Here is a 26,274-nt window from a genome sequence, read left to right as displayed (position 1 = left end):
CTTGGTTGCCTACTCATCGAGCCACTGACAGAAAGGGACGGATAGCCGGTGTCGACGCCGTTCTATGTCTCACCCCAGCAGGCGATGGCCGACCGCGCGGAGTACGCGCGCAAGGGCATCGCTCGCGGTCGCAGCCTTGTCGTGCTGCAGTACGCCGATGGCATCGTGTTCGTCGGCGAGAACCCGTCCCGTGCTCTGCACAAGTTCAGCGAGATCTACGACCGGATCGGCTTCGCGGCCGCCGGTAAGTACAACGAGTACGAGAACCTCCGCATCGGTGGCGTGCGCTACGCGGATCTGCGGGGTTACACGTACGACCGTGATGATGTGACGGCTCGCGGTCTGGCGAATGTGTACGCACAGACGCTGGGCACGATCTTCTCCAGCGCGGGGGAGAAGCCGTACGAGGTGGAGTTGGTGGTCGCCGAGGTCGGTCAGTCGGCCGAGGGCGACCAGATCTACCGGCTTCCGCACGACGGCTCGATCGTCGACGAGCACGGCTCAGTGGCGGTCGGTGGCAGCGCGGAGCAGATCAGCAATTATCTGGATCAGCAGCACCGTGACGGCATGACGCTGTCGGAGGCGTTGAAGCTGGCGGTGACGGCGCTGTCGCGGGACACCAATGGGGGCGAGCGGGAGATTCCCGCGGAGCGCCTGGAGGTGGCGGTCCTGGACCGTACGCGGCCGCAGCAGCGGAAGTTCAAGCGGATCGTGGGGCGGCAGTTGGAGCGGCTGCTCACGGCCGAGGGGGCTGCCGCGACGACGGAGGCCGAGTCGGACGCGGTGTCCGACGGCGACGGTCCTTCAGAGGACAAGTAGGAGCGCGTAGCGCGTCGTGTGCCCCGGCCGGTTGGCGAACCGGTCGGGGCACACGTGTGTCAGGGGCGGGGTGCGGCCGGTCCTGTGGAGCCGCGCACGATCAGTTCGACGGGGAGGGGGGTGGTGTCGGCTTCCCGGTGGTCGAGGACGGCGAGGAGTGCGCGCATGCCGTGTGCGCCGACCTCCTCGGCGGGCAGCCGTACGGTGGTGAGTTCGGGTTCGATGGCGGTGGCGAGGGTGAGGTCGTCGAAGCCGGTGATGGAGAGGTCGTCGGGGACGCGCAGGCCCAGGCGGCGTGCGGCCTTGTAGGCGCCGGCGGCCAGCTTGTCGTCGTCGCAGACGATGGCGGTGGGTTCGACGAGGCCGGAGGTGCGCAGCGCCGTTTCGGTGGCGGTGACGGCGTCCTCGACGGTGAGGGCGGAGCGGACGGTGCGCACGGTGGTGCCCGGCAACTGTGCGGTGCGGGCGGCGAGTTCGCGGGCGCGCACGTCGAAGGTCCAGGACTGGACGGCGGAGGCCAGGTGCAGGAAGTTGCGGTGGCCGTGGCCGATGAGGTGGTCGGTGATCTGCCGGATGCCGTCGGCGAGGTCGAGGTTGACGGTGGTGGCGCCGGGGCTGCCCGTGGGGTCGCTGTCGAGCATGACGAGGGGGATGGGCGGGGTGTCGTCGCCGCGCAGGGCGGTGAGGGCGTCGGCGGCCATGGAGGAGGCGAGGATGCCGTCGAGGGCGGCGCGGGCGGAGGGGAAGGGGTTGGGAATCCAAGGGGCCCGCATGGGCCTTCCTTTGAGGGTGGTGGTGGGAGACGGGTGGGACGGGCCGATGCCGTCGGGTGAGGGGTAGAGGACGACGCCGAAGTCGTGTTGTACGGCGACGCGGGCGGCTCCGGTGTAGACCCCGGCGAAGAACTCGTTGGTGAGTGCGGGGACGACGAGGAGGGCGGTGCGGGTGCGGCCGGTGCGGAGGTTGCGGGCCGCGAGGTTGGGTCGGTAGCCGAGTCGCTCCGCGGCGGTGCGTACGCGTTCCGCGGTGGTCTCGGAGACTCGGCCGCGCCATTTGTCGCCCATGACGAGCGAGACGGCGGCCTGGGAGACGCCGGCCGCGCGGGCGACGTCCCTGCTGGTGGGGCGGGCGGTCGTGGTGCCGTCCTGGCCGCTGGTCACTGGTGCCTCCGTAGGTGTCGTCCAGGGTTCCCGACGTTAGCGGGTGGCTCTGTCCGCCGGGCACGTGGTACGTATAACGCCGGGACGTTATACGTAAAACTTCAGGGCGGGGGCGGGCGATGGCCGCGAGGTATGCGGAGATCCTCAGGGCGCGGCATGCGATGCGGCTGCTCACGGGGACGCTGGTGGGCAGGCTGCCGAACGCGACGGCCCCGATCGCCGTCGTGCTGTTCATTCGGGCCGAGGGCGGCACGTACAGCCTGGCGGGCGCGCTCGCGGCGGTGTACGGGGTGGCGAACGCGATCGGGCAGCCGCTCCTCGGGCGCCTCGTCGATCTGCGGGGCCAGCCGAAGGTGCAGCTGCCGGCGGCTGTCCTGTCGGGACTCGCCATGACGGTCTTCGCGTTCGTCGGGATGGACTCGCTGCCGTTGGCGTACGCGGCGATGGCCCTGGCCGGACTGTTCACGCCGCCGCTGGAGGGCGGCCTGCGCGCACTGTGGCCCAGCGTGTTGGCGCGCGAGGAGCAGGTGCACACGGCGTACGCGATGGACGCGATCGCGCAGGAAGTCATGTTCACCGTCGGGCCGTTGCTGGTGACGTTGTGCGTGTCGCTGTGGTCGGCGCAGGCCGCGCTCGTGGTGCTCAACGTGATCGGTGTGCTCGGCGCGCTCTCCGTGGTGCTGTCGAAGCCTTCGCGCGCGTGGCGGTCGGCTCCGCGCGAGGCGCACTGGCTGGGCGCGTTGCGTTCGTCGGGGCTGCTGGTGCTGCTCGTCGCCTTCCTGTTCATCGGGACCGCGCTCGGTTCGATCACCGTGGCGGCGATGTCGTACGCGGAGGGGCGGGGCGGCGACGCGGTGTACGGCTGGTTGATGGCGGCGATCGGGATGGGCGCGCTGGTGGGCGGCAGTGTCTACGGGGCGCGTCAGTGGAGTGGCGCTCCGGAGCGGCGACTTCGGTGGCTGGTGGCGCTGCTGGCCTTGTTCTACGTGCCGTTGGTCCTGATGCCGGGGCCGGTCGCGATGGTGGCCCTGACGCTGGTGGCCGGGGTGTTCCTGGCGCCGTGCATCGCGTGCGCGTTCATCGTCGTGGACCGGCATGCGCCGACCGGCACGGTGACGGAGGCGTTCTCGTGGCTCGTGACGACGTTCATGGTCGGCTCCAGCCTGGGAACGGCCGTGGCGGGCCCGGTCGTCGAGGGGGCCGGCACGCGCTGGGGGTTCGCCGTTCCGGCCGTCGCCGGCACGCTCGCACTGGTCGTCCTGCTTTCAACGGCTCGGGTCCTGGCGGAGCCGCGCACGTCCGGGCGTGTCGCGCGCTCGTCGGAAAATGATCCAAACCGTGCCGTCGAACCCCGTTTCAGCTCGGGGGATCGGGCGTAATGTTCAGTCATGGACCGCCGCATTTTCGGGCTGGAGAACGAGTACGGCGTCACGTGTACGTTCAGGGGACAGCGCCGCCTGTCTCCTGACGAGGTGGCGCGGTACCTCTTCCGCCGTGTCGTGTCATGGGGCCGCAGCAGCAATGTCTTTCTGCGGAACGGCGCCCGCCTTTACCTCGATGTCGGGTCGCATCCGGAATACGCAACTCCCGAATGCGACAACGTGACCGAGTTGGTCACGCACGACAAGGCGGGCGAGCGCATTCTGGAAGGCCTGCTCGTCGACGCCGAACGCCGCCTGCACGAGGAGGGAATCGCAGGCGACGTATACCTGTTCAAGAACAACACCGACTCGGCGGGTAACTCCTACGGCTGCCATGAGAACTACTTGGTGGCGCGGCACGGGGAGTTCTCGCGGCTCGCGGACATTCTCATCCCCTTCCTGGTCACGCGTCAGTTGCTGTGCGGCGCGGGCAAGGTGCTGCAGACGCCGCGCGGTGCGGTGTACTGCGTGAGCCAGCGTGCCGAGCACATCTGGGAGGGCGTCAGCTCCGCGACGACGCGTTCCCGGCCGATCATCAACACCAGGGACGAACCGCACGCGGACGCCGAGCGCTATCGCCGTCTGCACGTCATCGTCGGCGACTCCAACATGTCGGAGACGACGATGCTGTTGAAGGTCGGCGCCACCGACCTCGTGCTGCGCATGATCGAGGCGGGCACGGTGATGCGCGACCTCACCCTGGAGAACCCGATCCGGGCGATCCGCGAGGTGAGTCACGACATCACGGGCCGCCGCAAGGTGCGGCTCGCCAGTGGCCGTGAGGCCTCGGCCCTCGAGGTGCAGCGCGAGTACTACGAGAAGGCCGTGGACTTCTGCGAGCGCAGGGGCATCCGCAGCGGCACCGTGGAGCAGGTTCTGGAGCTGTGGGGTCGCACGCTCGACGCCATCGAGTCCGAGGATCTGGACCGGGTGGGCACCGAGATCGACTGGGTCATGAAGTACAAGCTCATCGAGCGTTATCGCGCGAAGCACAACATGACGATGTCGCACCCGAGGGTCGCGCAGATAGACCTCGCGTATCACGACATCCACCGGCAGCGCGGTCTCTACTACCTCCTGGAGAAGAAGGGCCAGGCCAAGCGGATCTGCAACGATCTGAAGATCTTCGAGGGCAAGTCGGTGCCGCCGCAGACCACGCGCGCGAGGTTGCGCGGTGACTTCATTCGCCGTGCCCAGGAGCAGCGCCGTGACTTCACGGTCGACTGGGTGCATCTGAAGTTGAACGATCAGGCGCAGCGCACGGTGCTGTGCAAGGACCCGTTCCGCAGTGTGGACGACCGGGTGGAGAAGTTGATCGCCGGTATGTGATCGCCGGTAGGTATGCGCACACGCTGAGCAATCCGGCCAGGGGCCTCGTACGAATCATTCGTACGAGGCCCCTGGCCGTCCCTTGGAATGTCGGGGCGAAGGCCTAGAGTGGCCGGACCATATTCGAGCGACTTGAGGACCACTGTGCGACGCCGACTTGCAGCTCTACTGATCGTGCCGGCACTGGCGCTGACCGCGACGGCCTGCGGCAGCGACGACAGCAAGGATTCGGCGGACAAGGCCGACTCGTCGTCCTCCTCGCCGAAGGCGGCCGCGGTACCGAAGGCGGTCGACAAGGCCGACCCGATGCCGAAGGTCTCGGGCGCGTACGGCAAGCAGGCGAAGATCTCGCTGCCGAAGGGCGACCCGAGCGACAAGTTCGTCGTGCACACGCTGTCCCAGGGCGATGGTCCGGCGGTGAAGAAGAACGACCTGGTGTCGATGAACTTCACCGGCAAGGTCTGGAAGGGCGGCAAGGACCTCGGTTCCACGTACGGCTCGCAGGGCGGTGGCGACCAGATGGTGACCGCGGGCGCGGAGGGTCAGCTTCCGGCGTTCTCGCAGGCCGTGCTCGGGCAGAAGGAGGGCAGCCGGGTCCTCGTCGTGGCGCCGCCGGCCGCGGGCTTCGGCAGCCAGGGCAACCAGCAGGTGGGCATCAAGGGCTCGGACACGCTCGTCTTCGCCCTGGACGTCGGCAAGGTCATCCCGAAGAAGGCCGAGGGCAAGCAGGCCTCGATCCCGTCGAACCTGCCGCAGATCCAGGCCGACAAGGAAGAGCCGGCGACGATCTCGATCCCGAAGGGCGACCCGCCGAAGGACCTGGTCGACAAGGTCCTCATCCAGGGCAAGGGTGCCGAGGTCAAGAAGGGCCAGACGGTCACCATGCAGTACAGCGGTGCCGCCTGGAAGGTCAACGAGGGCAAGAAGAAGGCCGAGCTGTTCGACTCGTCCTGGAAGAGCGGCCAGCCGTTCACGACGCCGATCGGCGCCGGTCAGGTCATCAAGGGCTGGGACAACGGGCTCGTCGGCAAGCACGTCGGTGACCGGGTGCTCCTGGTGATCCCGCCGGAGCAGGCGTACGGCAAGAAGGCGCAGGGCAAGACGCTGCCGGCCAACTCGACGCTGGTCTTCACGGTCGACATCCTCGCCGCGCACTGAGCCGTCGCGCAGCGCGCCGGTGAAGATGGCAGACTGTCCCGGTTGCAGAGCAGTCAACAAGCAGGAGCACTTCACGTGAACATCGACAAGCCCGAGGTCGACTTCCCGATCGGCGACCCGCCGGCGGACCTTCAGATCAAGGACCTCTGGGAGGGCGACGGCGCCGTGGCCAAGGCCGGCGACTTCGTGAAGGTCCACTACGTGGGCGTGTCCTTCTCCACCGGCGAGGAGTTCGACGCCTCCTGGAACCGGGGCAAGCCGCTGGAGTTCCAGCTCGGCGCCGGTCAGGTCATCGCGGGCTGGGACAAGGGCGTGCAGGGCATGAAGGTCGGTGGCCGTCGTGAGCTGACCATCCCGGCGCACCTCGCGTACGGCGACAGCGGCGCCGGTGGCGGCCGCATCGCCCCCGGCGAGACGCTGATCTTCGTGTGTGACCTGATGGGCGTCTGAGCCAGTCACACTCCGACCGCAAGCGGTCAACCGAAGGCCCATGCCGTCTGGCATGGGCCTTCGGCTTTTGCCAGGACACGCCCGAGCGGTACGGTCGTCCGTCGGGAGTCACCTTCAGGAAAGGGCGTCGATGGCGATTGCCAAGGCCGAGCGGCTGATGAATCTGGCGCTGTGTCTGCTCGGGACGCGGCGTCCGCTCAGCAAGCGTGAGCTGCGCGGCTCGATCGAGGCCTACCTCGAAGCGGGCAGCGACGATTCCTTCAACCGGATGTTCGAGCGCGACAAGGACGATCTGCGCGAACTCGGCCTGGTCATCGAGACCGTGGAGAACCTGGACGGCGAGGTCGGCTATCTGGCAGGACGCGACAGCAACCGCCTGCCGCCCGTCACGCTCGACGCCGAGGAGGCCGCCGCCCTCGGTCTCGCCGCGAAGGTCTGGCAGCAGGCCCGCCTCGCCGGTGCCGCGAGCGGCGCCCTGCAGAAGCTGCGCGCGGCCGGGATGCCCGAGGACGTGGACCCGTACGAGAGCCATGGCGCGCTCGAACCGAGGATCCCGGCGCACGAGGCGTCCTTCGAGCCGCTGATGCTGGCCTGCCGCGACCGGCGCCCCGTCGTCTTCGACTACCGCAAGGCCACGGCCGCGCGGCCCGGGCAGCGGCACGTGGAGCCGTGGGCCCTGGAGTGCTGGCGCGGCCACTGGTACCTCGCGGGCTGGGACCGCGACCGGCAGGCCGAGCGTGTCTTCCGGCTGTCCCGGATCACCGGCAAGGTGCGCTCGCGGGCGGGTCAGTTCAAGGTGCCGGTGCCGGATGTGGTGACCGTGCGGGAGACCGTCGCGAGCTGGGCGGGGGAGACCGCCGACCGCTCCGCGCTGATCAAGCTCCGGGCGGGTGCCGGTTTCCCGCTGCGCTCCAAGGCCGCCTCCGTGCGCGAGCTCGGCGACGGCTGGGACGAGGTGGAGATCCCGTACGGGCACGGGCTCGACGCCTGGCTGGTGGAGTTCGGCCCGGACGTGGTGGTGCTGGAGCCCGCCGAGCTGCGGGCCGATGTCGTGGACCGGCTGCGCGCCGTGGCCAAGGGCTGAGGGGGAGTACGTACAAGCATGGCTTCCAACGCCATTGACCAGACCCGGCGGATGTTGTCCCTGGTGACGTATCTGCGTGAGCGCCCCGGCGCGCGCGTGGAGGATGTCGCGCGGGCCTTCGGCATCACCGAGGACGAGCTGATCTCCGACCTGGACGTGCTGCCGCTGTGCGGGACGAGCTTCCGCGGCGGCGATCTGCTCGACATCGACACCGACGGCGACCGCATCTGGTGGCACAACCCGGACGATGTCGCGGAGCCGCTGCGGATCGCCGCGGACGAGGCGACCGCGCTTCTGGTGGCCGCCCGCGCGGTGGCGACGCTGCCCGGACTGCGCGAGAGCGACCGTCTTGCGCTGCTGCGGGCGACCGCGAAGCTGGAGACCGCGGCCGGTGAGGTGGCCGGTGCCAGCGCGCGCCTGAGCGTGACCTTCGAGTCGGAGGGCGGCGTCTTCGCGGACGTCGACCGGGCGATCTCGGAGCGGCGCCGGCTGTGGATCCGCTACTACTCGCCCGCGCGTGACGAGGTCACCGAGCGGGAGATCGACCCGATCCGGCTCGTGAGCGTGGGCCACACCTACGTAGAGGCGTGGTGTCGTCGGTCCGAGGCGCGGCGGACGTTCCGGCTCGACCGGGTCGCCGAGATCAAGGTCCTGGACGAGCCGTCGGCGCCGCCGCAGGTCGAACTGCGGGACCTGTCCGAGGGGCTCGTGCAGCCCGCGGCCGAGGACCCCGAGGTGGTCGTCGAGGTCGGGCCCGGTGGGCGCTGGGTCGCCGAGTACTACCCGCACGACAGCGCCGAGGAGTTGCCGGACGGCGGGCTGCGGATCACGCTGCGCACGCCGGACCCGTCCTCGCTGCGCAGGCTCGCGCTGCGGCTCGGCCGGGACGGGCACATCGTGTCGCCCGCCGAGCTGGCGACCAGTGCGCGGGCCGCGGCGCGCGAGGCGCTTTTGGCGTACGACGGGGCGGCGTGAGGGAGTTGGACGCGCCCCCGGATCCCCGGCGACGTATCACGACGTACGGTGCACAACGGACAAATGGTGTGAGGTGTGTGACATGACTGGTGTGGCCGGTTTCACTGACATTGCCGAAATGCCCGCCACGGCGACCACCGTGGCGCCCATCGTCTTCCGGGCCGGCTGCCCCGACTGTCGCGCCCGCTTCGAACTGGCCGCCTCGGCGATCCGGTTGGCGATCGGGGCCAGCAGCCGCACCACGTTCTACTCGTTCACCTGCCCCGAGTGCGAGACCTCGGTCCGCAAGCCCGCCGGTGAGCGCATCATCGAACTCCTCACCGGTGGCGGGGTGCGCACGCTGCGCCTCCACCAGACCGTCTAGGCTCGGCGCATGTTCTGGGCGATGCTGGCGGTTGCTGTGGGGTTCGTGGGGCTCGCCGTGCTGGCGGTCCTCGCGGTGAAGGTCTTCGTCGAGGCGCAGCGCCTCGGCCGTCAAGTGGCCGACACCACACAGCGGATCAACAGTGCGGCGGAGGATCTCGAGCGGGCCGCCGTGGGGGTCGCGAAGGCCGGCGGCGACGTGGTCTGACGCTCCGTCGGCGCACGTGGCGGGAGTGTGGAAAGCGCTTTACCGCCGCGGCCTGTCCCGTTGTCGGGGTCGGCGGGTACGCTCCCTTTGGCGGCCCGGTAGTGAGGCGCGGTCCGCAATTGGGAGGACGCACGGGCATTGCCTCGTGTTTACCCCCACGGGATACGATCGCTGCCAGCACGGTGGTCGGACAACAGTCCGAGGTCCGATCGGTACCGGCAGCCCCGCCCCTGCCGCCTCAGTGAGAAGGTAAACGGATATGTTCGGAAGGCTCGGTGCACCCGAGATCATCCTGATCCTCGTAGTGGTCATTCTGCTGTTCGGCGCGAAGAAGCTTCCCGACATGGCGCGTTCGCTGGGCAAGTCGGCCCGCATCCTCAAGAGCGAGGCCAAGGCCATGAAGAGCGAGGGCGGCGACAAGTCGGCCGCTCCCTCGGACCCGCCGCAGGACGCCACGACGCCTCCGGCGCAGCGCACCATCAAGGCGGCCCCCGGTGACGTGGACAGCTCGCGTCCCGTGAACGAGCAGACGAACCAGACGACCAAGAGCTGATCGAAGGCCGCCCCTGCCATGGCGGCCTGCCGCACGAGATGAGGACGTGGGTTGCTCAAGTCTGCCCGCAAAGAGGAGAAGGATCCCGAGGGGCGGATGCCGCTCGCGGAGCACCTGCGCGAGCTCCGCAACCGGCTCGCGAAGGCGCTCCTTGCCATCGTCGCGATCACCGTCGTCGCCGCGTTCTTCTACAACGACATCATCAACCTGATCACCCGGCCGATCCTCGACTCGGTCGGCTGTGAGCAGTCGTTCTCCGAGCTGGCCAGGTCCACGTCGGACAAGCCCTGCGCCCAGATCACCCTCAACGGTCTGCTCACCCCCTTCACGCTGGCGCTGAAGGTGTCGCTGATGGCCGGTGTCGTGGCCGCCTCCCCGGTCTGGCTGTTCCAGCTCTGGGGCTTCGTGGCGCCCGGACTGCACCGGCACGAGAAGAAGTACGCGTACGCGTTCGTGGGCACGGGTGCCCCGCTCTTCGTGGCCGGCGCCTACTTCGCCTACTCGGTGCTGCCGACGACGGCGAAGGTCCTCATCGAGTTCACTCCGGGCAACGCCCAGAACCTGCTGCCGCTCGACGACCTGCTCGACCTCGTGCTGCGCATGGTGCTCGTCTTCGGCCTCGCCTTCGAGCTGCCGCTGCTGCTCATCTTCCTCAACCTCATCGGGGCGATCACCGGCAGGCGGATGCTCGGCTGGTGGCGCGCGATGATCATGGGCATCACCGTGTTCGCCGCCGTCGCGACGCCGAGCACGGACCCGCTGACGATGCTGGCGCTCGCCGGCCCCATCTGGGTCCTCTACTTCGCAGCGGTGTGCTTCTCGCTCCTCAACGACCGGCGCAGGCGGCTCAGCGAGGCCGCGGGGCCCGATGACGACGAGGCCTCCGAGCTCGACCTGACGCCCGAGGACATCGGCGAGATCGAGTCCGTCCCGGCGAGCCGGGCGCTCCCTGAGCAGGCGACATCCGACGGGGCGGCGCGACCGGAGCGGGTCAACGGTTACGACGATGTGACCTGAGGTAACTCCAGTTCGGGGCGGGGCACTTGTTAGTGTCCGCCCGTGAGCCGTGAGATCACCCTCTTCGTCAATCCCACCGCGGGACGCGGCCGGGGCGCACATGCTGCGCAGCCGGCCGCTTCCGCTTTGCGGGCAGCCGGTTTCCAGGTGCGCACCGTCGTCGGCGAGGACGCCGACGACGCCCTCGCACGCGCGCGTGAAGCGGTGGCGGAGGGGACCGGGGCGCTGGTGGCCGTCGGCGGGGACGGCCTCGTGAACCTCGCGCTGCAGGCCGTCGCGGGGACCGAGACACCGCTCGGGATCGTCGCCGTCGGTACCGGCAACGACTTCGCCCGCGCCCTCGGACTTCCGATACGGGACCCGGCCACGGCCGGGAGACTCGTCGCCGATGCGCTGAAGGGCTCGGGGACCCGCGAGATCGACCTCGGCAGGATCGGCGACCACTGGTTCGGCACCGTGCTCGCCTCCGGCTTCGACTCCCGCGTCAACGACCGCGGCAACCGGATGCGGCTTCCGCTCGGCCGCTTCAAGTACGACCTGGCGATCGCGCTGGAACTGGCCACCTTCAAGGCCGTGCCGTTCAAGCTGACCCTCGACGACGGCTCCGTGCGCGAGGTCGCGGCGACCCTGATCGCCGTCGGCAACGGGACCTCGTACGGGGGCGGCATGCGGATCTGCGCGGAGGCCGACATGAGCGACGGGCTGTTCGACGTGACCGTGGTCGGGGACTGCTCCCGTACGACCCTGCTGAAGGTGTTCCCGCGGGTCTACAAGGGGACCCACCTCGACCACCCGGCGGTCACCGTGTACCGGGCCGCGCGTGTCGAGCTGGCCGCCGAGGCCACCACGGGCTACGCGGACGGGGAGCCGGTCGGCGCGTTGCCGCTGGTCGCGCAGTGCGTGCCGGGAGCGGTGCGGATCCTCGCCTGAGGCCCTACCTGAGGCCTTACCGGATAATGATCGTCCGATGTCAGTGGTCGTCGGTAGGCTGGAAAGCACGATGACAGAGGACCTCTCCCCGGCCGAGCGGTATGCGGCAGCCCGTCAGCGGGCCGCCGAGCAGGCCACCGCGCTCGCGGACTTCCGCGAGATGTACGACTTCGGCCTCGACCCCTTCCAGATCGAGGCGTGCCAGGCGCTGGAGGCGGGCAAGGGCGTCCTGGTCGCGGCGCCCACCGGCTCCGGCAAGACGATCGTCGGCGAGTTCGCCGTCCACCTCGCCCTCCAGCAGGGCAAGAAGTGTTTCTACACGACCCCCATCAAGGCGCTGTCGAACCAGAAGTACCAGGACCTCTCGAAGCGCTACGGCGCGGACAAGGTCGGCCTGCTCACGGGCGACAACAGTGTGAACAGTGACGCGCCGGTGGTCGTGATGACCACCGAAGTGCTGCGCAACATGCTGTACGCGGGCTCGCAGTCCCTCCTCGGTCTCGGCTACGTGGTCATGGACGAGGTGCACTACCTCTCCGACCGCTTCCGTGGCGCCGTCTGGGAAGAGGTGATCATTCACCTCCAGGAGTCCGTGACACTCGTCTCCCTTTCGGCGACGGTGTCGAACGCGGAGGAGTTCGGCGACTGGCTCGACACCGTGCGAGGCGACACCGAGGTGATCGTCTCCGAGCACCGGCCCGTACCGCTGTTCCAGCACGTGCTCGCCGGGCGCCGGATGTACGACCTCTTCGAGGAGGGCGAGGGCAGCAAGAAGGCCGTCAACCCCGACCTGACGCGGATGGCGCGCATGGAGGCCAGCCGCCCCTCGTACCAGGACCGCAGACGCGGCCGGCACATGCGCGAGGCCGACAGGGAGCGGGAGCGCAGGCAGCGCTCCCGGATCTGGACGCCGGGCCGCCCCGAGGTCATCGAGCGCCTCGACAACGAGGGGCTGCTGCCCGCCATCACGTTCATCTTCAGCCGGGCCGCCTGCGAGGCCGCCGTCCAGCAGTGCCTGTACGCGGGCCTCAGGCTCAACGACGAGGACGCGCGGGCCGAGGTCCGTTCGATAGTCGAGGAGCGCACGGCGGCCATTCCCGACGAGGATCTGCACGTCCTCGGCTACTTCGAATGGCTCGAAGGCCTCGAGCGCGGCATCGCCGCGCACCACGCGGGCATGCTGCCGACCTTCAAGGAGGTCGTCGAGGAGCTGTTCGTGCGCGGCCTGGTGAAGGCCGTGTTCGCGACGGAGACGCTCGCGCTCGGCATCAACATGCCTGCCAGGTCGGTGGTGTTGGAGAAGCTCGTCAAGTGGAACGGCGAGCAGCACGCGGACATCACGCCCGGCGAGTACACACAGCTCACAGGCCGCGCCGGCCGGCGCGGCATCGATGTCGAGGGCCACGCCGTGGTGCTGTGGCAGCGCGGCTTCAGCCCCGAGTACCTGGCGGGGCTCGCGGGCACGCGCACGTACCCGCTCAAGTCCAGCTTCCGGCCGTCGTACAACATGGCGGTCAACCTGGTGGAGCAGTTCGGCCGGCACCGGTCGAGGGAACTGCTCGAGACGTCCTTCGCCCAGTTCCAGGCGGACCGCTCGGTCGTGGGCATCTCGCGTCAGGTGCAGAAGAACGAGGAGGGGCTCGAGGGCTACAAGGAGTCCATGACCTGCCACCTCGGGGACTTCGAGGAGTACGCCCGGCTGCGGCGCGAACTCAAGGACCGTGAGACCGAGTTGGCCAAGCAGGGCGCCGCGCAGCGGCGCGCGCAGGCGGCGGCCGCCCTCGAGAAGCTGAAGCCCGGTGACGTCATCCACGTGCCGACGGGGAAGTTCGCGGGCCTCGCGCTCGTGCTCGACCCGGGCATCCCGGCCGGCCGGTCCAACGGGCATCGCGGTTTCGAGCACCACGACGGGCCGAGACCGCTCGTGCTGACCGCCGAGCGCCAGGTCAAGCGGCTCGCCTCGATCGACTTCCCGGTGCCCGTGGAGGCGCTGGAGCGGATGCGCATCCCGAAGTCGTTCAACCCGCGCTCGCCGCAGTCCCGGCGCGACCTCGCCTCCGCGCTGCGCACCAAGGCCGGCCACATCGTGCCGGACCGGCACAAGAAGAAGGGCCGCGCGCAGGCCGCGGACGACCGGGAGATCTCGCGCCTGCGGACCGAGCTGCGGGCACATCCGTGCCACGGCTGCTCCGACCGCGAGGACCACGCGCGGTGGGCCGAGCGCTACTACCGCCTCAAGCGGGACACCGGGCAGCTGGAGCGGCGGATCGAGGGGCGCACGAACACGATCGCGCGCACCTTCGACCGCATCGTCAAGCTGCTCACCGAAATGGACTATCTGCGCGGCGACGAGGTGACCGAGCACGGCAAGCGGCTCGCCCGCCTCTACGGCGAGCTGGACCTGCTGGCCAGCGAGTGCCTGCGGGACGGCGTCTGGGAGGACCTGAGCCCGGCCGAACTCGCGGCGTGTGTCTCGGCGTTGGTGTTCGAGGCTCGGGTCGCGGACGACGCGCTCGCGCCCAAGCTGCCCGCGGGCAGGGCCAAGGCGGCGCTCGGCGAGATGGTGCGGATCTGGGGCCGGCTCGACGCCCTGGAGGAGGAGTTCCGGATCAACCAGGCGGAGGGCGTCGGCCAGCGCGAGCCGGACCTCGGCTTCGCCTGGATCGCGTACCAGTGGGCGTCCGGCAAGGGCCTCGACGAGGTGCTGCGGGAGGCCGAGATGCCGGCCGGTGACTTCGTGCGCTGGTGCAAGCAGGTCATCGACGTGCTGGGGCAGATCGCGGCGGCCGCGCCGACGGAGGGCTCCACGGTCGGGCGCAACGCGCGAAAGGCCGTGGACGCCGTGCGCAGGGGAGTCGTGGCCTACTCGTCCGTCGGATAGCGCGACGGTCAAGACCTGACGGGGTCTCACACAGTTCCCCGCGCCCCTTCGAGGGACGCGGGGAACTGTGCGTTCGCGTGCGCGGACGTCATTGCTCCACGTGTGCGAATCGCGACCGAGCGTGTAAATGGAGCGAGTGTATTCCTGTCGCGGGGCCGATTTCAGGGCCTTGCTGAATATGACCCGGCGATGATCCGGTCGGACTAAGCTCGCTCACAGCGCACCGAGTTGAGATGGATTCGGCCGCTTGTTCCCTTCTGCGCTGAAGCTCCCAGATGCGGCGCAATTGAAGCGTGACGAACCATCCCGAATCTCCGACGTTCCCAGACCCGACCGTTCAGAGGGCATACATGGTGAGTGTTCAATCGCCTCCCGGTGGCCGAGAAGTTCCCTATCTGCGCGTGCTGTTGCTGCCCGCCATGGTCATGGCGGCCGCCACCGGAGCAGCCGCCGCCCTGGTCGCGGAGCCCGCTCGGCCGGCCGTCGCCCTGTGCGGCGTGCTCGGCATGCTCCTCGTGCTCGCCGTCTCCGCCGAGGCCGTCCGCCGCGGCCGCGTGAACCGGGCGCAGCGCGCCCAATACACCCGGCACGTAGCCGAGTTGGAAGCCCATATAGCCGCTCAGGAACACCGCACGATGCGGGTGGCCAAGGAGGTCTTCCCGCACGCGCTGTACCGGATGCACGCCGGTGACAGGCCGCACGACGCCGTCCGCAACACCTGCGACGCCGAGCCCGCCTTCCGTGATGTCACGCCCGGCGAGCGGGACTTGATGAGCGTGGCCCTCAAGGAGATCGACCGAGAGATCACGATGCGGGACGCCGCGCAGCGCGCCTTCGTCTCCGTCGCCCGTCGCGTCCAGGCCATCGTGCACAAGCAGGCCGAGGAACTCCGCGAGATGGAGGAGGACCACGGCCGCAACCCCGAGGTCTTCGACGACCTGCTGCGCGTCGACCACGGCACGGCCCTGATCGGCCGCCTCGCCGACTCCGTCACCGTCCTCGGCGGCGCCCGCCCCGGGCGGCAGTGGCCCAAGCCCGTCAAGCTCTACAGCGTGCTGCGCGGCGCCATGTCGCGCATCCTCGAGTACCCGCGCATCGACCTGCACGCCATCTGCGACGTGGCCATCAGGGGCGTCTCGGTCGAGCCCGTCATCCACGCCTGCGCCGAACTCCTCGACAACGCGACCCGCTACTCGCCGCCGACGACCCGCGTGCACGTCACCGCGGTCGAGGTGCAGACCGGCGTCGCCATCGAGATCGAGGACGGCGGCGTCAGCCTCAGCGAGGACCAGCGCCGCAAGACCGAGGCGATGCTGGACAAGGCCAAGGCCGGCTACGACCTCAACGACCTCGGCGAGAACCCGCGGCTCGGTCTCGCGATCGTGGGCCGGCTCTGCGCGATGTACGACATGCAGATCTCGCTGCGCCAGTCCGCGTACGGCGGCGTGCGCGCGGTGCTCGTCGTGCCGCGCGCCATGATGAGCACCCAGCACGCCCCGGGCCTCGCCCACGGCATCGGCGCCTCCGCCGTGCCGCGCGTCGACCACAAGGGCCTGCCGGTCAAGGAGGAGCCGAGGCTGAAGAAGACGCGCCGCCCCACCACGGGACCGCGTCCCGTCACCGGCCCGCGCCCTTCCGCCCCGCTCGTCGCCGCGATGGAGGACGACGTTCCCGTGGTCACGGAATGGCGGCCCAACGGCCTGCCGCAGCGGCGCAGGAAGTACGACACGAAGGTCATCGAGGACCAGATCATCGTGACCCCCCGCAACCCGGACCTCTCGACGCCGCCACCCGCGGCGGAGCCCGCCCCGGCGGCGTACGGGAATCCGGCACCGGCCACCGCCCCACCCGGGCAGCCGGACCGACACGGCGGGGCCGAACAGCCCGAACCCGGCCTGTGGGTCGAGGCGTTCATGAACGGACTGAAGCCCGAGGGGGGCCAGGCCGAGGCGGCCGACGCGGTGGGGGAGACCGCGCAGGACCCGGAGGGTTCGGCCAAGCCGCATGACGACGCGTACAACCAGCAGGTCGACGAGGGAGACCACCAGTGATCCAGCAAAGGGCCAATTTCGACTGGATGCTCAAGGAGCTCGCCGAGTGCGTGCCCAATGTGAAGCAGGTGGTCGTGCTCTCCTCGGACGGGCTGCGCATCGCCCGCTACGGCGGTGATCCCGACGCCGCCGACCGGATCGCCGCCGCCTGCGCGGGACTTCAGTCCCTGGCCTCCGCAGTCGCCACGGAGATCCCGGAGAGCAGCGGCAAGATGAACATGGTCATCATCGAGGTCGACGGCGGCTTCTTCTATCTGATGGCCGCGGGCAAGGGCGCGTATCTCGCCGTGCTCGCCGACCAGTTCGTCGACGCCGGCCTCGTCAGTCACCAGATGCGCGATCTCGTCATCCGGATCGGCGCGCACCTGACGAGCCCGCCACGGCGCAACGGCCAGACCGTATGACGCACCGTCCTCCCGAACCCCCGTTCAGGGAACCGCCGCCGAAACGGGAGCGGCGGGCGCAGCAGAGCGACGGAAAGCCCGACCCGGAGCGTCTCTACGTCATCACGGGCGGCACCGACGGAAGCGACCGCGCGCCGCTCGACCTGGTGTCCCTGATCGTGGCGCGCGGCGATCCGCCGCCGTCCTCGCCGCCCGAGCAGGCCGCCGTCATCCGCCTGTGCAAGACGCCCCTGTCGACGGCTGAGATCTCGGCCTACCTCCAACTGCCGTTCAGCGTGGTCACCGTGCTGCTCGGCGAACTCCTCGCGGCCGAGCTGGTGCAGGCGCGCGCGCCCGTGATCCGAGGCGCGGTCGCGGACCGTTCCCTTCTCGAAGCGGTGATGCATGGACTACAGAAGCTCTGACAGCACGGCCGGGGACACCGCGATGAGCGTGCACATTCCTGGGCCCCGGGCCGAGGAACGACTGCCCGACACCGTCACGTCCGCCGTCAAGATCGTCATCGTGGGCGGCTTCGGAGTCGGCAAGACCACGATGGTCGGCTCCGTCAGCGAGATCCGGCCGCTCACCACCGAAGAGACCATGACGCAGGCGGGCATCGGCGTCGACGACAACTACGGTTCGGAGACCAAGACCGCCACGACCGTGGCCATGGACTTCGGCCGGATCGGCATCACCGAGGAACTCGTCCTGTACCTCTTCGGCACGCCGGGGCAGGAGCGGTTCTGGTTCCTGTGGAACGGCCTGTTCGAGGGCGCGCTCGGCGCCGTCGTCCTCGTCGACACCCGCCGCCTCGAAGTCAGCTTCGACGTGATCGGGCGGCTCGAGGAGCGCGGGGTGCCGTTCGTGATCGCCAACAACACCTTCCCCGACGGGCCGCGCTATCCCACGGAGGAGCTGCGCAAGGCCCTCGACCTGGACCCCCACGTCCCCATCGTCGAGTGCGACGTGCGCCGCCGGGCGTCGAGCCGCGAGGTGCTGCTCACGCTGATGCGATTCCTGCACGAGATGGCGCTGCACCACGCCTGAGTGCCGCTCGACCGAATTCCCGTTGACCACACCGACCGGAGCGAACCCGTGACGTCACCCTCCCAACCCCCGCAGTCACCAGCCGGATTCGACGCCCCCGGAGACTCCGCGCTCGCGCCGCCGCCCGGCTGCCCCGCACACGCCTTCGGCCCCGACGGCCTTCGCCGGCTCTACGGACCCGAGGCCGACGCCGACCTCGCCGGTGTCTACGAGAAGCTCCGCGCCGAGTACGGCCCGGTCGCCCCGGCGCTCATCCACGAGGACGTCCCCATGTGGGCGGTCCTCGGGCACAGCGAGAACCTCCAGATGGTGAGCACCACGGCCCTGTTCAACCGGGACTCCCGGAACTGGACCGCCGTCAGGGACGGCACCGTCAAGCCCACGCACCCGCTCGCCCCGGTCTTCACCTGGCAGCCCATGTGCGCGATGGAGGAGGGCGCCGAGCATCTGCGGCTGCGCAGCGCGGTCAACGAAGCCGTCGAGACCGTCGAGCACCGTGATCTGCGCCGCGCCATCAACCGGTCCACGCAGGAGATCATCAACCGGTTCTCCGAGCGCGGCCGCTGCGAGGTCGTCAGCGAGTTCGCCGAGCATCTCCCGATGATGGTGATGCTGGAGCTGCTCGGCGCACCCGAGGCCTACAGCGAGCGCATCGTGCAGGCGACCCGCGATCTGCTCAAGGGTGGCGAGACGGCCATCGCGTGCAACGAGTACCTGATGGGGATCCTGATGGACCTCGCCGTGCGGCGCCGCGCCGAGCCGCTCGAGGACGACTTCACCAGCACCCTCATCACCTCCTCCTCCGCGCTCTCCGACGACGAGGTGGCGCAGACTCTGCGGCTCATCCTCATCGCCACGTACGAGGGTTCGGCCAACCTCATGGTGAACGTGCTGCGCGTGGTGCTCACCGACCCCCGGTTCCGCGCGCGGCTCAATGGCGGGCAGATGACGGTGCCGGAGGCGGTCGAGCAGTCACTGTGGGACGAGCCGCCGTTCAGTGCCAACGTCGGCTACTTCGCCAAGGCGGACACGGAGCTGGGCGGGCAGCGCATCCGCGCGGGAGACGGCCTGATCTTCGGCATCCAGCCGGGCAACGCGGACCCGAGGGTGCGCCCCGAACCCGGCGCGCACATGCAGGGCAACCGCTCGCACCTCGCGTTCGGCGGCGGCCCGCACGAGTGCCCCGGGCAGGATATCGGGCGCGCCCTGGCGGAGATCGGGGTCGACGCGTTCCTGATGCGCCTGCCCGATGCCGAACTCGAGATTCCCGAGAGCGATTTGCGGTGGGTCTCGACGATCATGGGGCGGCATCTGGTGGAGCTGCCGGTGGACTTCACGCCGCGGCCGCCGCAGGACGTGAAGTCCCAGCCGGGCAGGCTGCCTTCGCAACGGCCGGACTGGAAGATCTCTTCGGACCTGCCGCCCGTGACGCCGTCGGCCGCGATGCCCGAGGCCGTGCCCGCCGCGTCGGCCGCTCCTGACCCGGCCGCGCAGCCGTCGCACCCGCACGCCCATGCGCACCGGCAGGAGTCGGCCAAGCTCGGCGCCTGGCAGCGCTTCCTGCGCTGGTGGCGCGGTGAGTGAGGCGGTTGCCTAACCCGGACCCTGCTCCCACTCCTCGTACGAGGTCCAGGCCGTGAGTTCCCTCCGGCTCACGAAGCGGTGCTCGCGGCCGCTCACCGGGTCCGTGAACTCCAGGGTCCGGGAGAGGAGTTGGAGGGGGCGCCGGAAGTCGTCGTCCGCCGCCCGGTCGGCGACCTCCGGGAAGAGCGGGTCGCCGAGGATCGGCAGGCCGACGCGGTTCATGTGGACGCGCAGCTGGTGCGTGCGGCCGGTGTGCGGGGTGAGGCGGTAAAGCGCCAAGTCCCCCTTGCGCTCGGCGAGTTCGATGCGGCTCTCGGCGTTCGGCTCACCGCCCGGCACCTCGAACGCGGCGAGCCGCCCTGGCACCTTCTCGATCCGGCCGCGCAGGGTCACGGGGAGCTCAACCCCCGGGTCGTACGCGGCCACGGCCTCGTACTCCTTGGTGACCCGGCGGTCCCGGAAGAGGGTCTGGTAGTGGCCGCGCTCCTCGGGCCGCACCACGAACAGGACGAGCCCGGCCGTGAGCCGGTCGAGGCGGTGGGCCGGGCTCAGCCGCTCGATGCCGAGGTCGCGGCGGAGCCGGGCGAGCGCGGTCTCGGTGACATGGCTGCCGCGCGGCGTCGTGGCGAGGAAGTGCGGCTTGTCGGCGACCACGATGTGCTCGTCGCGGTACACGACCTCGACGGGGAACGGCACGGGGACCTCGGGCGCGAGCTCCCGGTGGAACCACACGGTGCCGCCCGCCTCGTAGGGGCTGTCGGCGGAGACCGGGCGCCCGTCCGCGGTCACGAACGCACCCTGCGCGATCATCCGGTCGATCACCGTGTCCTCGGCAGGGAGCCGGTGCACGAGGTGGTCCCGGACGGTGCGCCCCGGGCCGCCTTCCGGCATCCGTACGCGGACGGCGTCGATGCCTTCGCGCTGCGGGAGCGGGGAGGGCGGCGGGGCGGGGCGCTTGCGTCTTCTCACAGAGGGAAAGGGTACGGCGGCAGGGACGCCGGATCAGGCCTCCTGCTCGGCCTCCACCTGCGCGTTCCAGTCGCGCTTCGAGGCCTGCCAGCCGTCCTCGTTGTGCCCGAGGCGCCAGTAGCCGGAGATCGACAGGTCCTCGCGCGGGATCGCGCGGTCGATCCGCAGGTGCCGGCGCAGCTCCTTCACGAAGCCCGCCTCGCCGTGCACGAACACGTGCGGGCGGCCCTCGGGGAAGTCGAGCCCGGTCACCGCGGAGATGAGCGCCTGCCCGACCGGGCGGCCCGCGCGGTGCAGCCAGGTGACCTCGACGGGGGAGTCGATCTTCTGCTCCTCCTCGGGGCCCTCGACCTCGATGAAGGCGTGCGCCCGCGAGCCCTCGGGCAGCGCTTCGAGGGCGGCGGCGATCGCCGGCAGGGCGCTCTCGTCACCGGCGATGAGGTGCCAGTCCGCCGTGGTGTCGGGGTGGTAGGCGCCGCCGGGGCCCATCAGGTGGATGGTCTCGCCCCCTTCGACGCCCGCGGCCCAGGGCCCGGCCAGGCCCTGGTCGCCGTGCACCACGAAGTCGAGCGTCAGCTCGAGGGTCTTCGGGTCCCAATAGCGCACCGTGTACGTACGCGTCACGGGCCACTGGTCGCGGGGCAGCTCCTCGCGGATCCTGGCCACGTCGAAGGGCTCTTCGTAGGTCACCCCGGCCGGGGTGAAGAGCAACTTCACGTAGTGGTCGGTGTGTTCGAGCTCTTGCGGGAAGTCCGCGAGCCCCTCACCGCCGAGCACCACCCGTCGCATGTGGGGCGTGATGCTCTCGGCGCGCACGACCTGCGCGGAGCGGGCCTTGCGGGGCGGGCGTGCGGGGCGCTCGGCCATGGGCGGTCTCCCTGGATTCACAGTTAGTTAGGTATACCTAAGCTAACACCTCATTCTGAGAGGGTGGTGAGGAGGCGCTGCAAAGAACCTCCCAAGCCCCAGCGGGCCGCCAACTCGTCGAGCGCCGCGGCGTCGTGCGGCTCGCGCGGCAGGGCCGTGTCCACCTCCGGCAGCGGTACGTCCCCGGCGACCAGCACCACCGTCGGCGCCACCGCCAGATACGGGCGCGCCTCGTCGAGCCGCCTGCGCTGCGTCGGCGTCAGCTTCGACTTCGGGTCGTCGACGGCCGCCATGATCCCGGCCAGGTCCCCGTACTGCGCGAGCAGCTTCGCCGCCGTCTTCTCGCCGATGCCGGGCACGCCCGGCAGCCCGTCGCTCGGGTCGCCCCGCATCAGCGCCATGTCCGCATAGCCGGAGCCGTCCACCCCGTACTTCTCGCGGAGCAGGTCCTCGTCCGTCACCTGCAGCGTGCCGACGCCCTTCAGCGGGTACAGCACGCGGCGCTCCAGCTTGTCGTCGACCAACTGGAAGAGGTCGCGGTCGCCGGTGACGATGTCGACAGGCCCCTCGGCCCGGCCCGTGAACGTACCGATGACGTCGTCCGCCTCGTACCCCTCCACGCCCACGCGCGCGATGCCCACCGCGTCGAGCACGGCCTCGATGATCGGGACCTGCGGGGAGAGGGTGTCGGGGATCTCCTCCTCGTCCGGCGTGCCGGCCGCCGTCTCCTCGGCGACGCGATGCGCCTTGTACGAAGGGATGAGGTCGACGCGCCACTGGGGGCGCCAGTCCGCGTCCATGCATGCCACCAGGTGGGTGGGTCGGTGGTCGTGCACGAGGCGGGTGATGAATTCGAGGAGCCCGCGCACCGCGTTCACCGGGGTGCCGTCCGGGGCCTTCACTGAGTCCGGCACCCCGAAGTAGGCCCGGAAGTACAGAGATGCGGTGTCGAGCAGCATCAGGCGCCGGTCGGCCGATCCTGTCGTGGATGTCGTCTGGGTCACGTTCGCATCATGCCGCACCCCACTGACAGTCACCGACCGTAAGTACGCGATCAGTATGAGTGAACTCACTGTGAACTGGGTAACTCCCCCGTTTGTTTGAGATAAACGGGGGCAGGCGCCGCCACGGAGCGGTGCCGGTACGTACTTCAACTAATGGGGTCGACCGGTCAAGCGGACGGATCCGTATCGCTCTACGGCCCGCCGGCGGGGGAGGCGGGCCGTGTTGTTTCGACCCGAGAGGTGTATGTGTCCAGGCTTGAAGCCGAAGACCTGTACAAGGTGTTCGGCAGACGACCCGATGAGGCGGTGGAGAAGCTCCGCGGCGGTGCAGACCGCGAGGAGCTGCGCGCCGAAGGAACCACCGCCGCCGTGATCGACGCGTCGTTCACGGTGGAGTCCGGCCAGATCTTCGTCGTCATGGGTCTGTCGGGATCCGGTAAGTCCACGCTCCTGCGGATGCTGAACGGACTCCTGGAGCCCACCGCGGGACACGTGCGCTTCGACGGGCAGGACCTGACGACGCTGGCTCCCAAGGAGCTGCGCGAGGTCCGCTCGCACAAGATCAGCATGGTGTTCCAGCACTTCGCGCTGTTCCCGCACCGCTCCGTGATGGAGAACGCGGGCTACGGCCTGGAGGTGCAGGGCGTTCCGCGTGCGGAGCGTGAGGAGCGGGCGGTCGAGGCGCTGCGTCTGGCGGGGCTCGAGGGGTGGGAGAAGTCCTTCCCCGACGAGCTGTCCGGCGGTATGCAGCAGCGTGTGGGCCTGGCCCGCGCGCTCGCGACCGACGCGGATCTGCTGCTGATGGACGAGTCGTTCAGTGCGCTCGACCCGCTGATCCGGCGCGACATGCAGGATCAGCTGCTTGAGCTGCAGAAGACGCTGAAGAAGACGATCGTCTTCATCACGCACGACCTCAACGAGGCCATGCGTCTGGGCGACAACATCGCGGTCATGCGCGATGGTCGTATCGTCCAGATCGGTTCGGCCGAGGACATTCTCGTCACGCCGGCCAACGATTACGTGGCCTCCTTCACGCAGGACGTCGACCGCTCCCGAGTGCTCAGCGCACGGGCGATCATGGCCGACGCGGAAGACGGCTACGACATGGCCGACGCCCCGGCGAAGATCCACCAGGACGCGCCGATCATCGACCTGTTCACGCCGTGCTCGACGAGCGAGATACCCGTCGCCGTCGTCGACGACGAGGGCGAACTCCAGGGCGTGGTCCCGCGCGAGCGGCTGCTGGCCGTGCTCGGCGAGCCGATGAAGACCGTCGAGAACGGTACGGACGGTGAGGCCACCGGCCTCACGAAGGACAAGAAGGACGCCGTCCCGTCGCCGCGTGGCGAGGGCGACGAGCCGGCGGAGAAGGTGAATGCCGGTGCCTAGGATCCCCTTTGGTGACTGGGTCAACAGCATCGTTCAGTGGATGCTGACCCATCTCGACTGGCTGTTCGGCTTCTTCGAGAGCATCTTCAACGGTGTCTACAACGGCCTGAGCGAGGTTCTTCAGGCGCCCGAGCCGCTGCTGCTCGCGGGCATCTTCGCCGTCATCGCCTTCTGGCTGCGCGGCACGCTCGGCGGTGTACTGACCTTCATCGGGTTCTGGTTCATCCAGAACCTGGAGCTGTGGGACGACGCGATGCTCACGCTGTCGCTCGTCCTCGTGTCGACGATCATCGCGCTCATCATCGGTGTGCCGCTGGGTATCTGGGCGGCGCGTTCGAACCGGGTCAGCAACCTGTTCCGTCCGGTCCTCGACCTGATGCAGACGCTGCCGGCGATGGTCTATCTGATCCCCGCCATCCTGTTCTTCGGCTCGGGTGCCCCGGCCGGTATCGTCGCGACGCTGATCTTCGCGGTGCCGCCGGGCGTGCGCATGACCGAGCTGGGCATCCGGCAGGTCGACAAGGAGCTGGTCGAGGCCGCCGACGCGTTCGGCACCAAGCCCAGCAACACGCTGTGGCGCGTCCAGCTCCCGCTGGCCCTGCCGACGATCATGGCGGGTGTCAACCAGGTCATCATGCTGGGCCTGTCGATGGCCGCGATCGCGGGCATGGTCGGCACCGGCGGTCTCGGTGGCGCGGTCAACGAGGCCATCGGCCAGCTGAACGTCGGCCTGGGTGCCGAGGCCGGTATCTCGATCGTGATCCTCGCGGTCTACCTGGACCGCATGACCAGCTCGCTCGGCCAGCAGGTCTCCCCGCTCGGCCGCCGCGCGCTGGCGAAGCTGCGCTCCGCGCACGGCCTGAAGATCTGGTCGTACCGTCCCCGTCCGGCCGTCGCCGTGGTCGGTGTCGTCGTCCTCGCGCTCGTCGCGGGCGGCATGGGCATGTTCGGCCAGAACAGCGGTGGGGCCACCCCGACCGCCGCGTCCACGAACGTGGGCCAGGGCAAGAAGATCTCCATCGGCTACATCCCGTGGGACGAGGGCGTCGCCTCCACGTTCCTGTGGAAGGAGATCCTCGAGCAGCGCGGCTTCGACGTCGAGACCAAGCAGTTCGACGCCGGCCCCCTCTACACGTCGCTCGCCGACGGCAGCGTCGACTTCCAGACCGACTCGTGGCTGCCGACGACGCACGCCCAGTACTGGAAGAAGTACGGCAAGGACCTCGAGGACCTGGGCTCCTGGTACGGCCCCACCTCGCTCGAACTGGCCGTGCCGTCCTACATGAAGGACATCAAGTCCATGGAGGACTTGAAGGGCCAGGCGGACAAGTTCGGTGGCAAGATCACCGGCATCGAGGCCAGCGCCGGTGAGATGGGGCTGCTCAAGAGCAAGGTGCTCAAGGAGTACGGCCTCGACAAGGAGTACAAGGTCGTCGACAGCTCGACGCCGGCGATGCTGGCGCAGCTGAAGCGTGCCTACGCGGCGAAGAAGCCGATCGTCGTGCCGCTGTGGTCGCCGCACTGGGCGTACAACGACTACAAGCTCACCAAGCTCAAGGACCCGAAGGGCGCCTGGGGCAAGGGCGACGGGGTGCACTCGCTGGCCCGCAAGGGCTTCGGCAAGGAGTTCCCCGAGGTCAACAAGTGGGTCAAGAACTTCAAGATGAGCGAGAAGCAGCTCACGAGTCTTGAGGCCGAGATCAACAAGGTCGGCAAGGGCAAGCAGCCCGAGGCCGTCAAGGCGTGGCTGAAGAAGAACCCCGGCTTCGTCAACAAGGTCGCCCCGGTCAAGCAGGGCACTCCGGCCGAGGCCAAGCGCCCGGTGAACGTGGCCTGGTTCCCCTGGGACGAGGACATCGCGGTCACGCACCTCTGGAAGCACGTTCTGGAGAAGAAGGGCTACAAGCTCAACCTGAAGCAGATGGACGTCGGCCCGGTCTACACCGGCCTCGCCAGCGGTGACCTGGACGTCAACTTCGACGCCTGGCTCCCGCACGCGCAGTCCAACTACTGGGACAAGAACAAGAAGAACCTCAAGGACCTGGGCAGCTGGTACAGCCCGACCTCCCTCGAGGTCTCCGTTCCGTCCTACGTGAAGGGCATCAAGTCCTACGAGGACCTGAAGGGGCAGGCGTCGAAGTTCGACGGCAAGATCATCGGTATCGAGGCCGGTACCGGCGAGATGAGCCTGCTGAAGAAGGACGTGCTCCCGGCCTACGGCCTGGACAAGGAGTACAAGGTCGTCGACGGCTCCACGCCGGCGATGCTGGCGCAGCTCAAGCGCGCGTACGCCAAGAAGGAGCCGATCGCGGTCGTGCTCTGGTCCCCGCACTGGGCGTACAGCGACTACAAGCTGACGAAGCTCAAGGACTCGAAGAAGGCCTGGGGTCCGGGCGACAAGATCCGCACCATCTCGAACAAGGACTTCCCCAGCAAGTACCCGCAGCTCACGAAGTGGTTCAAGAACTTCAAGATGAGCGAGGACGAGCTGGCGGGCCTGGAGTCCGAGATCAAGAAGCAGGGTCAGGGGCACGAGGAGGACGCCGTCTCCAAGTGGCTCGAGACGCACCAGGACGTCGAGAAGCGGATGACCGCTTCCTGACCACCGCCTGAGGCGTGACCGATCGTG

The 26,274-nt window shown here is 69.3% G+C and carries 24 protein-coding genes; 20 read left to right on the top strand and 4 right to left on the bottom strand.

Going from position 1 to position 26,274, the window contains the following annotated elements:
• Positions 1–48: 48 nt before the first annotated feature.
• Complete coding sequence (gene prcA, locus ACYSUO_RS04060) at positions 49–819, top strand: proteasome subunit alpha (protein WP_461774582.1); 771 nt, start codon at positions 49–51, stop codon at positions 817–819.
• A 59-nt stretch (positions 820–878) separates the two neighbouring features.
• On the opposite strand, the gene ACYSUO_RS04055 is transcribed toward prcA, so the two are convergent.
• Entirely contained in the window at positions 879–1,979 is a 1,101-nt protein-coding gene (locus ACYSUO_RS04055) for a LacI family DNA-binding transcriptional regulator (RefSeq protein ID WP_461774581.1), read from the bottom strand.
• A 119-nt stretch (positions 1,980–2,098) separates the two neighbouring features.
• On the opposite strand from ACYSUO_RS04055, the gene ACYSUO_RS04050 reads away from it, so the two are divergent.
• From ACYSUO_RS04050 to ACYSUO_RS03970, 17 genes are all read left to right on the top strand, one after another.
• The gene (locus ACYSUO_RS04050) at positions 2,099–3,358 is read left to right on the top strand and encodes an MFS transporter (RefSeq protein ID WP_461774580.1); all 1,260 of its coding nucleotides are present in this window, start codon (positions 2,099–2,101) and stop codon (positions 3,356–3,358) included.
• A gap of 9 nt (positions 3,359–3,367) precedes the next feature.
• Positions 3,368–4,729, top strand: coding sequence for a Pup--protein ligase (pafA, locus tag ACYSUO_RS04045; protein WP_385759633.1), 1,362 nt, complete (start codon positions 3,368–3,370; stop codon positions 4,727–4,729).
• A gap of 144 nt (positions 4,730–4,873) precedes the next feature.
• The gene (locus tag ACYSUO_RS04040) at positions 4,874–5,887 is read left to right on the top strand and encodes an FKBP-type peptidyl-prolyl cis-trans isomerase (RefSeq protein WP_461774579.1); all 1,014 of its coding nucleotides are present in this window, start codon (positions 4,874–4,876) and stop codon (positions 5,885–5,887) included.
• Between the two features lie 75 nt (positions 5,888–5,962).
• Entirely contained in the window at positions 5,963–6,337 is a 375-nt protein-coding gene (locus ACYSUO_RS04035) for an FKBP-type peptidyl-prolyl cis-trans isomerase (RefSeq protein ID WP_461774578.1), read from the top strand.
• Positions 6,338–6,467: 130 nt separating this feature from the next.
• Positions 6,468–7,421 (top strand): helix-turn-helix transcriptional regulator, encoded by a 954-nt coding sequence (locus ACYSUO_RS04030; protein ID WP_426904837.1) that lies wholly within the window; start codon positions 6,468–6,470, stop codon positions 7,419–7,421.
• 18 nt (positions 7,422–7,439) lie between these two features.
• The gene (locus tag ACYSUO_RS04025; RefSeq protein WP_461774577.1) at positions 7,440–8,396 is read left to right on the top strand and encodes a helix-turn-helix transcriptional regulator; all 957 of its coding nucleotides are present in this window, start codon (positions 7,440–7,442) and stop codon (positions 8,394–8,396) included.
• Positions 8,397–8,514: 118 nt separating this feature from the next.
• Positions 8,515–8,760 (top strand): hypothetical protein, encoded by a 246-nt coding sequence (locus ACYSUO_RS04020; protein WP_461774576.1) that lies wholly within the window; start codon positions 8,515–8,517, stop codon positions 8,758–8,760.
• A 9-nt stretch (positions 8,761–8,769) separates the two neighbouring features.
• Positions 8,770–8,967, top strand: coding sequence for a hypothetical protein (locus ACYSUO_RS04015; RefSeq protein WP_461774575.1), 198 nt, complete (start codon positions 8,770–8,772; stop codon positions 8,965–8,967).
• Between the two features lie 259 nt (positions 8,968–9,226).
• Entirely contained in the window at positions 9,227–9,520 is a 294-nt protein-coding gene (gene tatA / locus ACYSUO_RS04010) for a Sec-independent protein translocase subunit TatA (protein ID WP_461774574.1), read from the top strand.
• Between the two features lie 51 nt (positions 9,521–9,571).
• Entirely contained in the window at positions 9,572–10,537 is a 966-nt protein-coding gene (gene tatC, locus ACYSUO_RS04005; RefSeq protein ID WP_461774573.1) for a twin-arginine translocase subunit TatC, read from the top strand.
• A 42-nt stretch (positions 10,538–10,579) separates the two neighbouring features.
• Positions 10,580–11,467, top strand: coding sequence for a diacylglycerol kinase (locus ACYSUO_RS04000; protein WP_461774572.1), 888 nt, complete (start codon positions 10,580–10,582; stop codon positions 11,465–11,467).
• A 70-nt stretch (positions 11,468–11,537) separates the two neighbouring features.
• Positions 11,538–14,348, top strand: coding sequence for a DEAD/DEAH box helicase (locus ACYSUO_RS03995; RefSeq protein WP_461774571.1), 2,811 nt, complete (start codon positions 11,538–11,540; stop codon positions 14,346–14,348).
• 350 nt (positions 14,349–14,698) lie between these two features.
• Positions 14,699–16,399: an ATP-binding protein gene (locus ACYSUO_RS03990; RefSeq protein WP_461774570.1), complete on the top strand. Its 1,701-nt coding sequence runs from the start codon at positions 14,699–14,701 to the stop codon at positions 16,397–16,399.
• A complete protein-coding gene (locus tag ACYSUO_RS03985) occupies positions 16,396–16,803 on the top strand; it encodes a roadblock/LC7 domain-containing protein (protein WP_266721521.1) in 408 nt (135 codons plus the stop codon). The genes ACYSUO_RS03990 and ACYSUO_RS03985 overlap by 4 nt, the downstream gene beginning before the upstream one ends.
• On the top strand, positions 16,800–17,207 hold the full coding sequence (locus ACYSUO_RS03980; RefSeq protein ID WP_461774569.1) for a DUF742 domain-containing protein: 408 nt from the start codon (positions 16,800–16,802) through the stop codon (positions 17,205–17,207). Before ACYSUO_RS03985 ends, ACYSUO_RS03980 begins: the two co-directional genes overlap by 4 nt.
• Positions 17,188–17,832, top strand: a complete 645-nt coding sequence (locus ACYSUO_RS03975) for a GTP-binding protein (RefSeq protein ID WP_266721525.1) — start codon at positions 17,188–17,190, stop codon at positions 17,830–17,832. The genes ACYSUO_RS03980 and ACYSUO_RS03975 overlap by 20 nt, the downstream gene beginning before the upstream one ends.
• Before the next feature lie 48 nt (positions 17,833–17,880).
• Positions 17,881–19,416, top strand: coding sequence for a cytochrome P450 family protein (locus ACYSUO_RS03970; protein ID WP_461774568.1), 1,536 nt, complete (start codon positions 17,881–17,883; stop codon positions 19,414–19,416).
• A 9-nt stretch (positions 19,417–19,425) separates the two neighbouring features.
• On the opposite strand, the gene ACYSUO_RS03965 is transcribed toward ACYSUO_RS03970, so the two are convergent.
• Genes ACYSUO_RS03965 through ACYSUO_RS03955 form a run of 3 tightly spaced genes read right to left on the bottom strand, consistent with a single transcriptional unit; the run spans position 19,426 to position 22,211 of the window.
• Entirely contained in the window at positions 19,426–20,385 is a 960-nt protein-coding gene (locus ACYSUO_RS03965) for a pseudouridine synthase (RefSeq protein ID WP_461774567.1), read from the bottom strand.
• A gap of 33 nt (positions 20,386–20,418) precedes the next feature.
• The gene (locus tag ACYSUO_RS03960; RefSeq protein ID WP_461774566.1) at positions 20,419–21,252 is read right to left on the bottom strand and encodes a siderophore-interacting protein; all 834 of its coding nucleotides are present in this window, start codon (positions 21,250–21,252) and stop codon (positions 20,419–20,421) included.
• Between the two features lie 50 nt (positions 21,253–21,302).
• Positions 21,303–22,211 carry a 5'-3' exonuclease gene (locus ACYSUO_RS03955; protein WP_461774762.1) on the bottom strand — a complete coding sequence of 303 codons (909 nt, stop codon included), beginning with the start codon at positions 22,209–22,211 and terminating at the stop codon, positions 21,303–21,305.
• Between the two features lie 291 nt (positions 22,212–22,502).
• On the opposite strand from ACYSUO_RS03955, the gene ACYSUO_RS03950 reads away from it, so the two are divergent.
• Both ACYSUO_RS03950 and ACYSUO_RS03945 read left to right on the top strand, forming a co-directional pair.
• Positions 22,503–23,645, top strand: a complete 1,143-nt coding sequence (locus ACYSUO_RS03950; RefSeq protein ID WP_461774565.1) for a quaternary amine ABC transporter ATP-binding protein — start codon at positions 22,503–22,505, stop codon at positions 23,643–23,645.
• Positions 23,638–26,247: an ABC transporter permease/substrate binding protein gene (locus ACYSUO_RS03945; protein WP_461774564.1), complete on the top strand. Its 2,610-nt coding sequence runs from the start codon at positions 23,638–23,640 to the stop codon at positions 26,245–26,247. The genes ACYSUO_RS03950 and ACYSUO_RS03945 overlap by 8 nt, the downstream gene beginning before the upstream one ends.
• Positions 26,248–26,274 lie beyond the last annotated feature (27 nt).

Source organism: Streptomyces sp. UC4497 (assembly GCF_054871485.1).
Note: the sequence above shows the minus strand (reverse complement) of the source record. Positions and strands in the feature narration are given on the sequence as shown.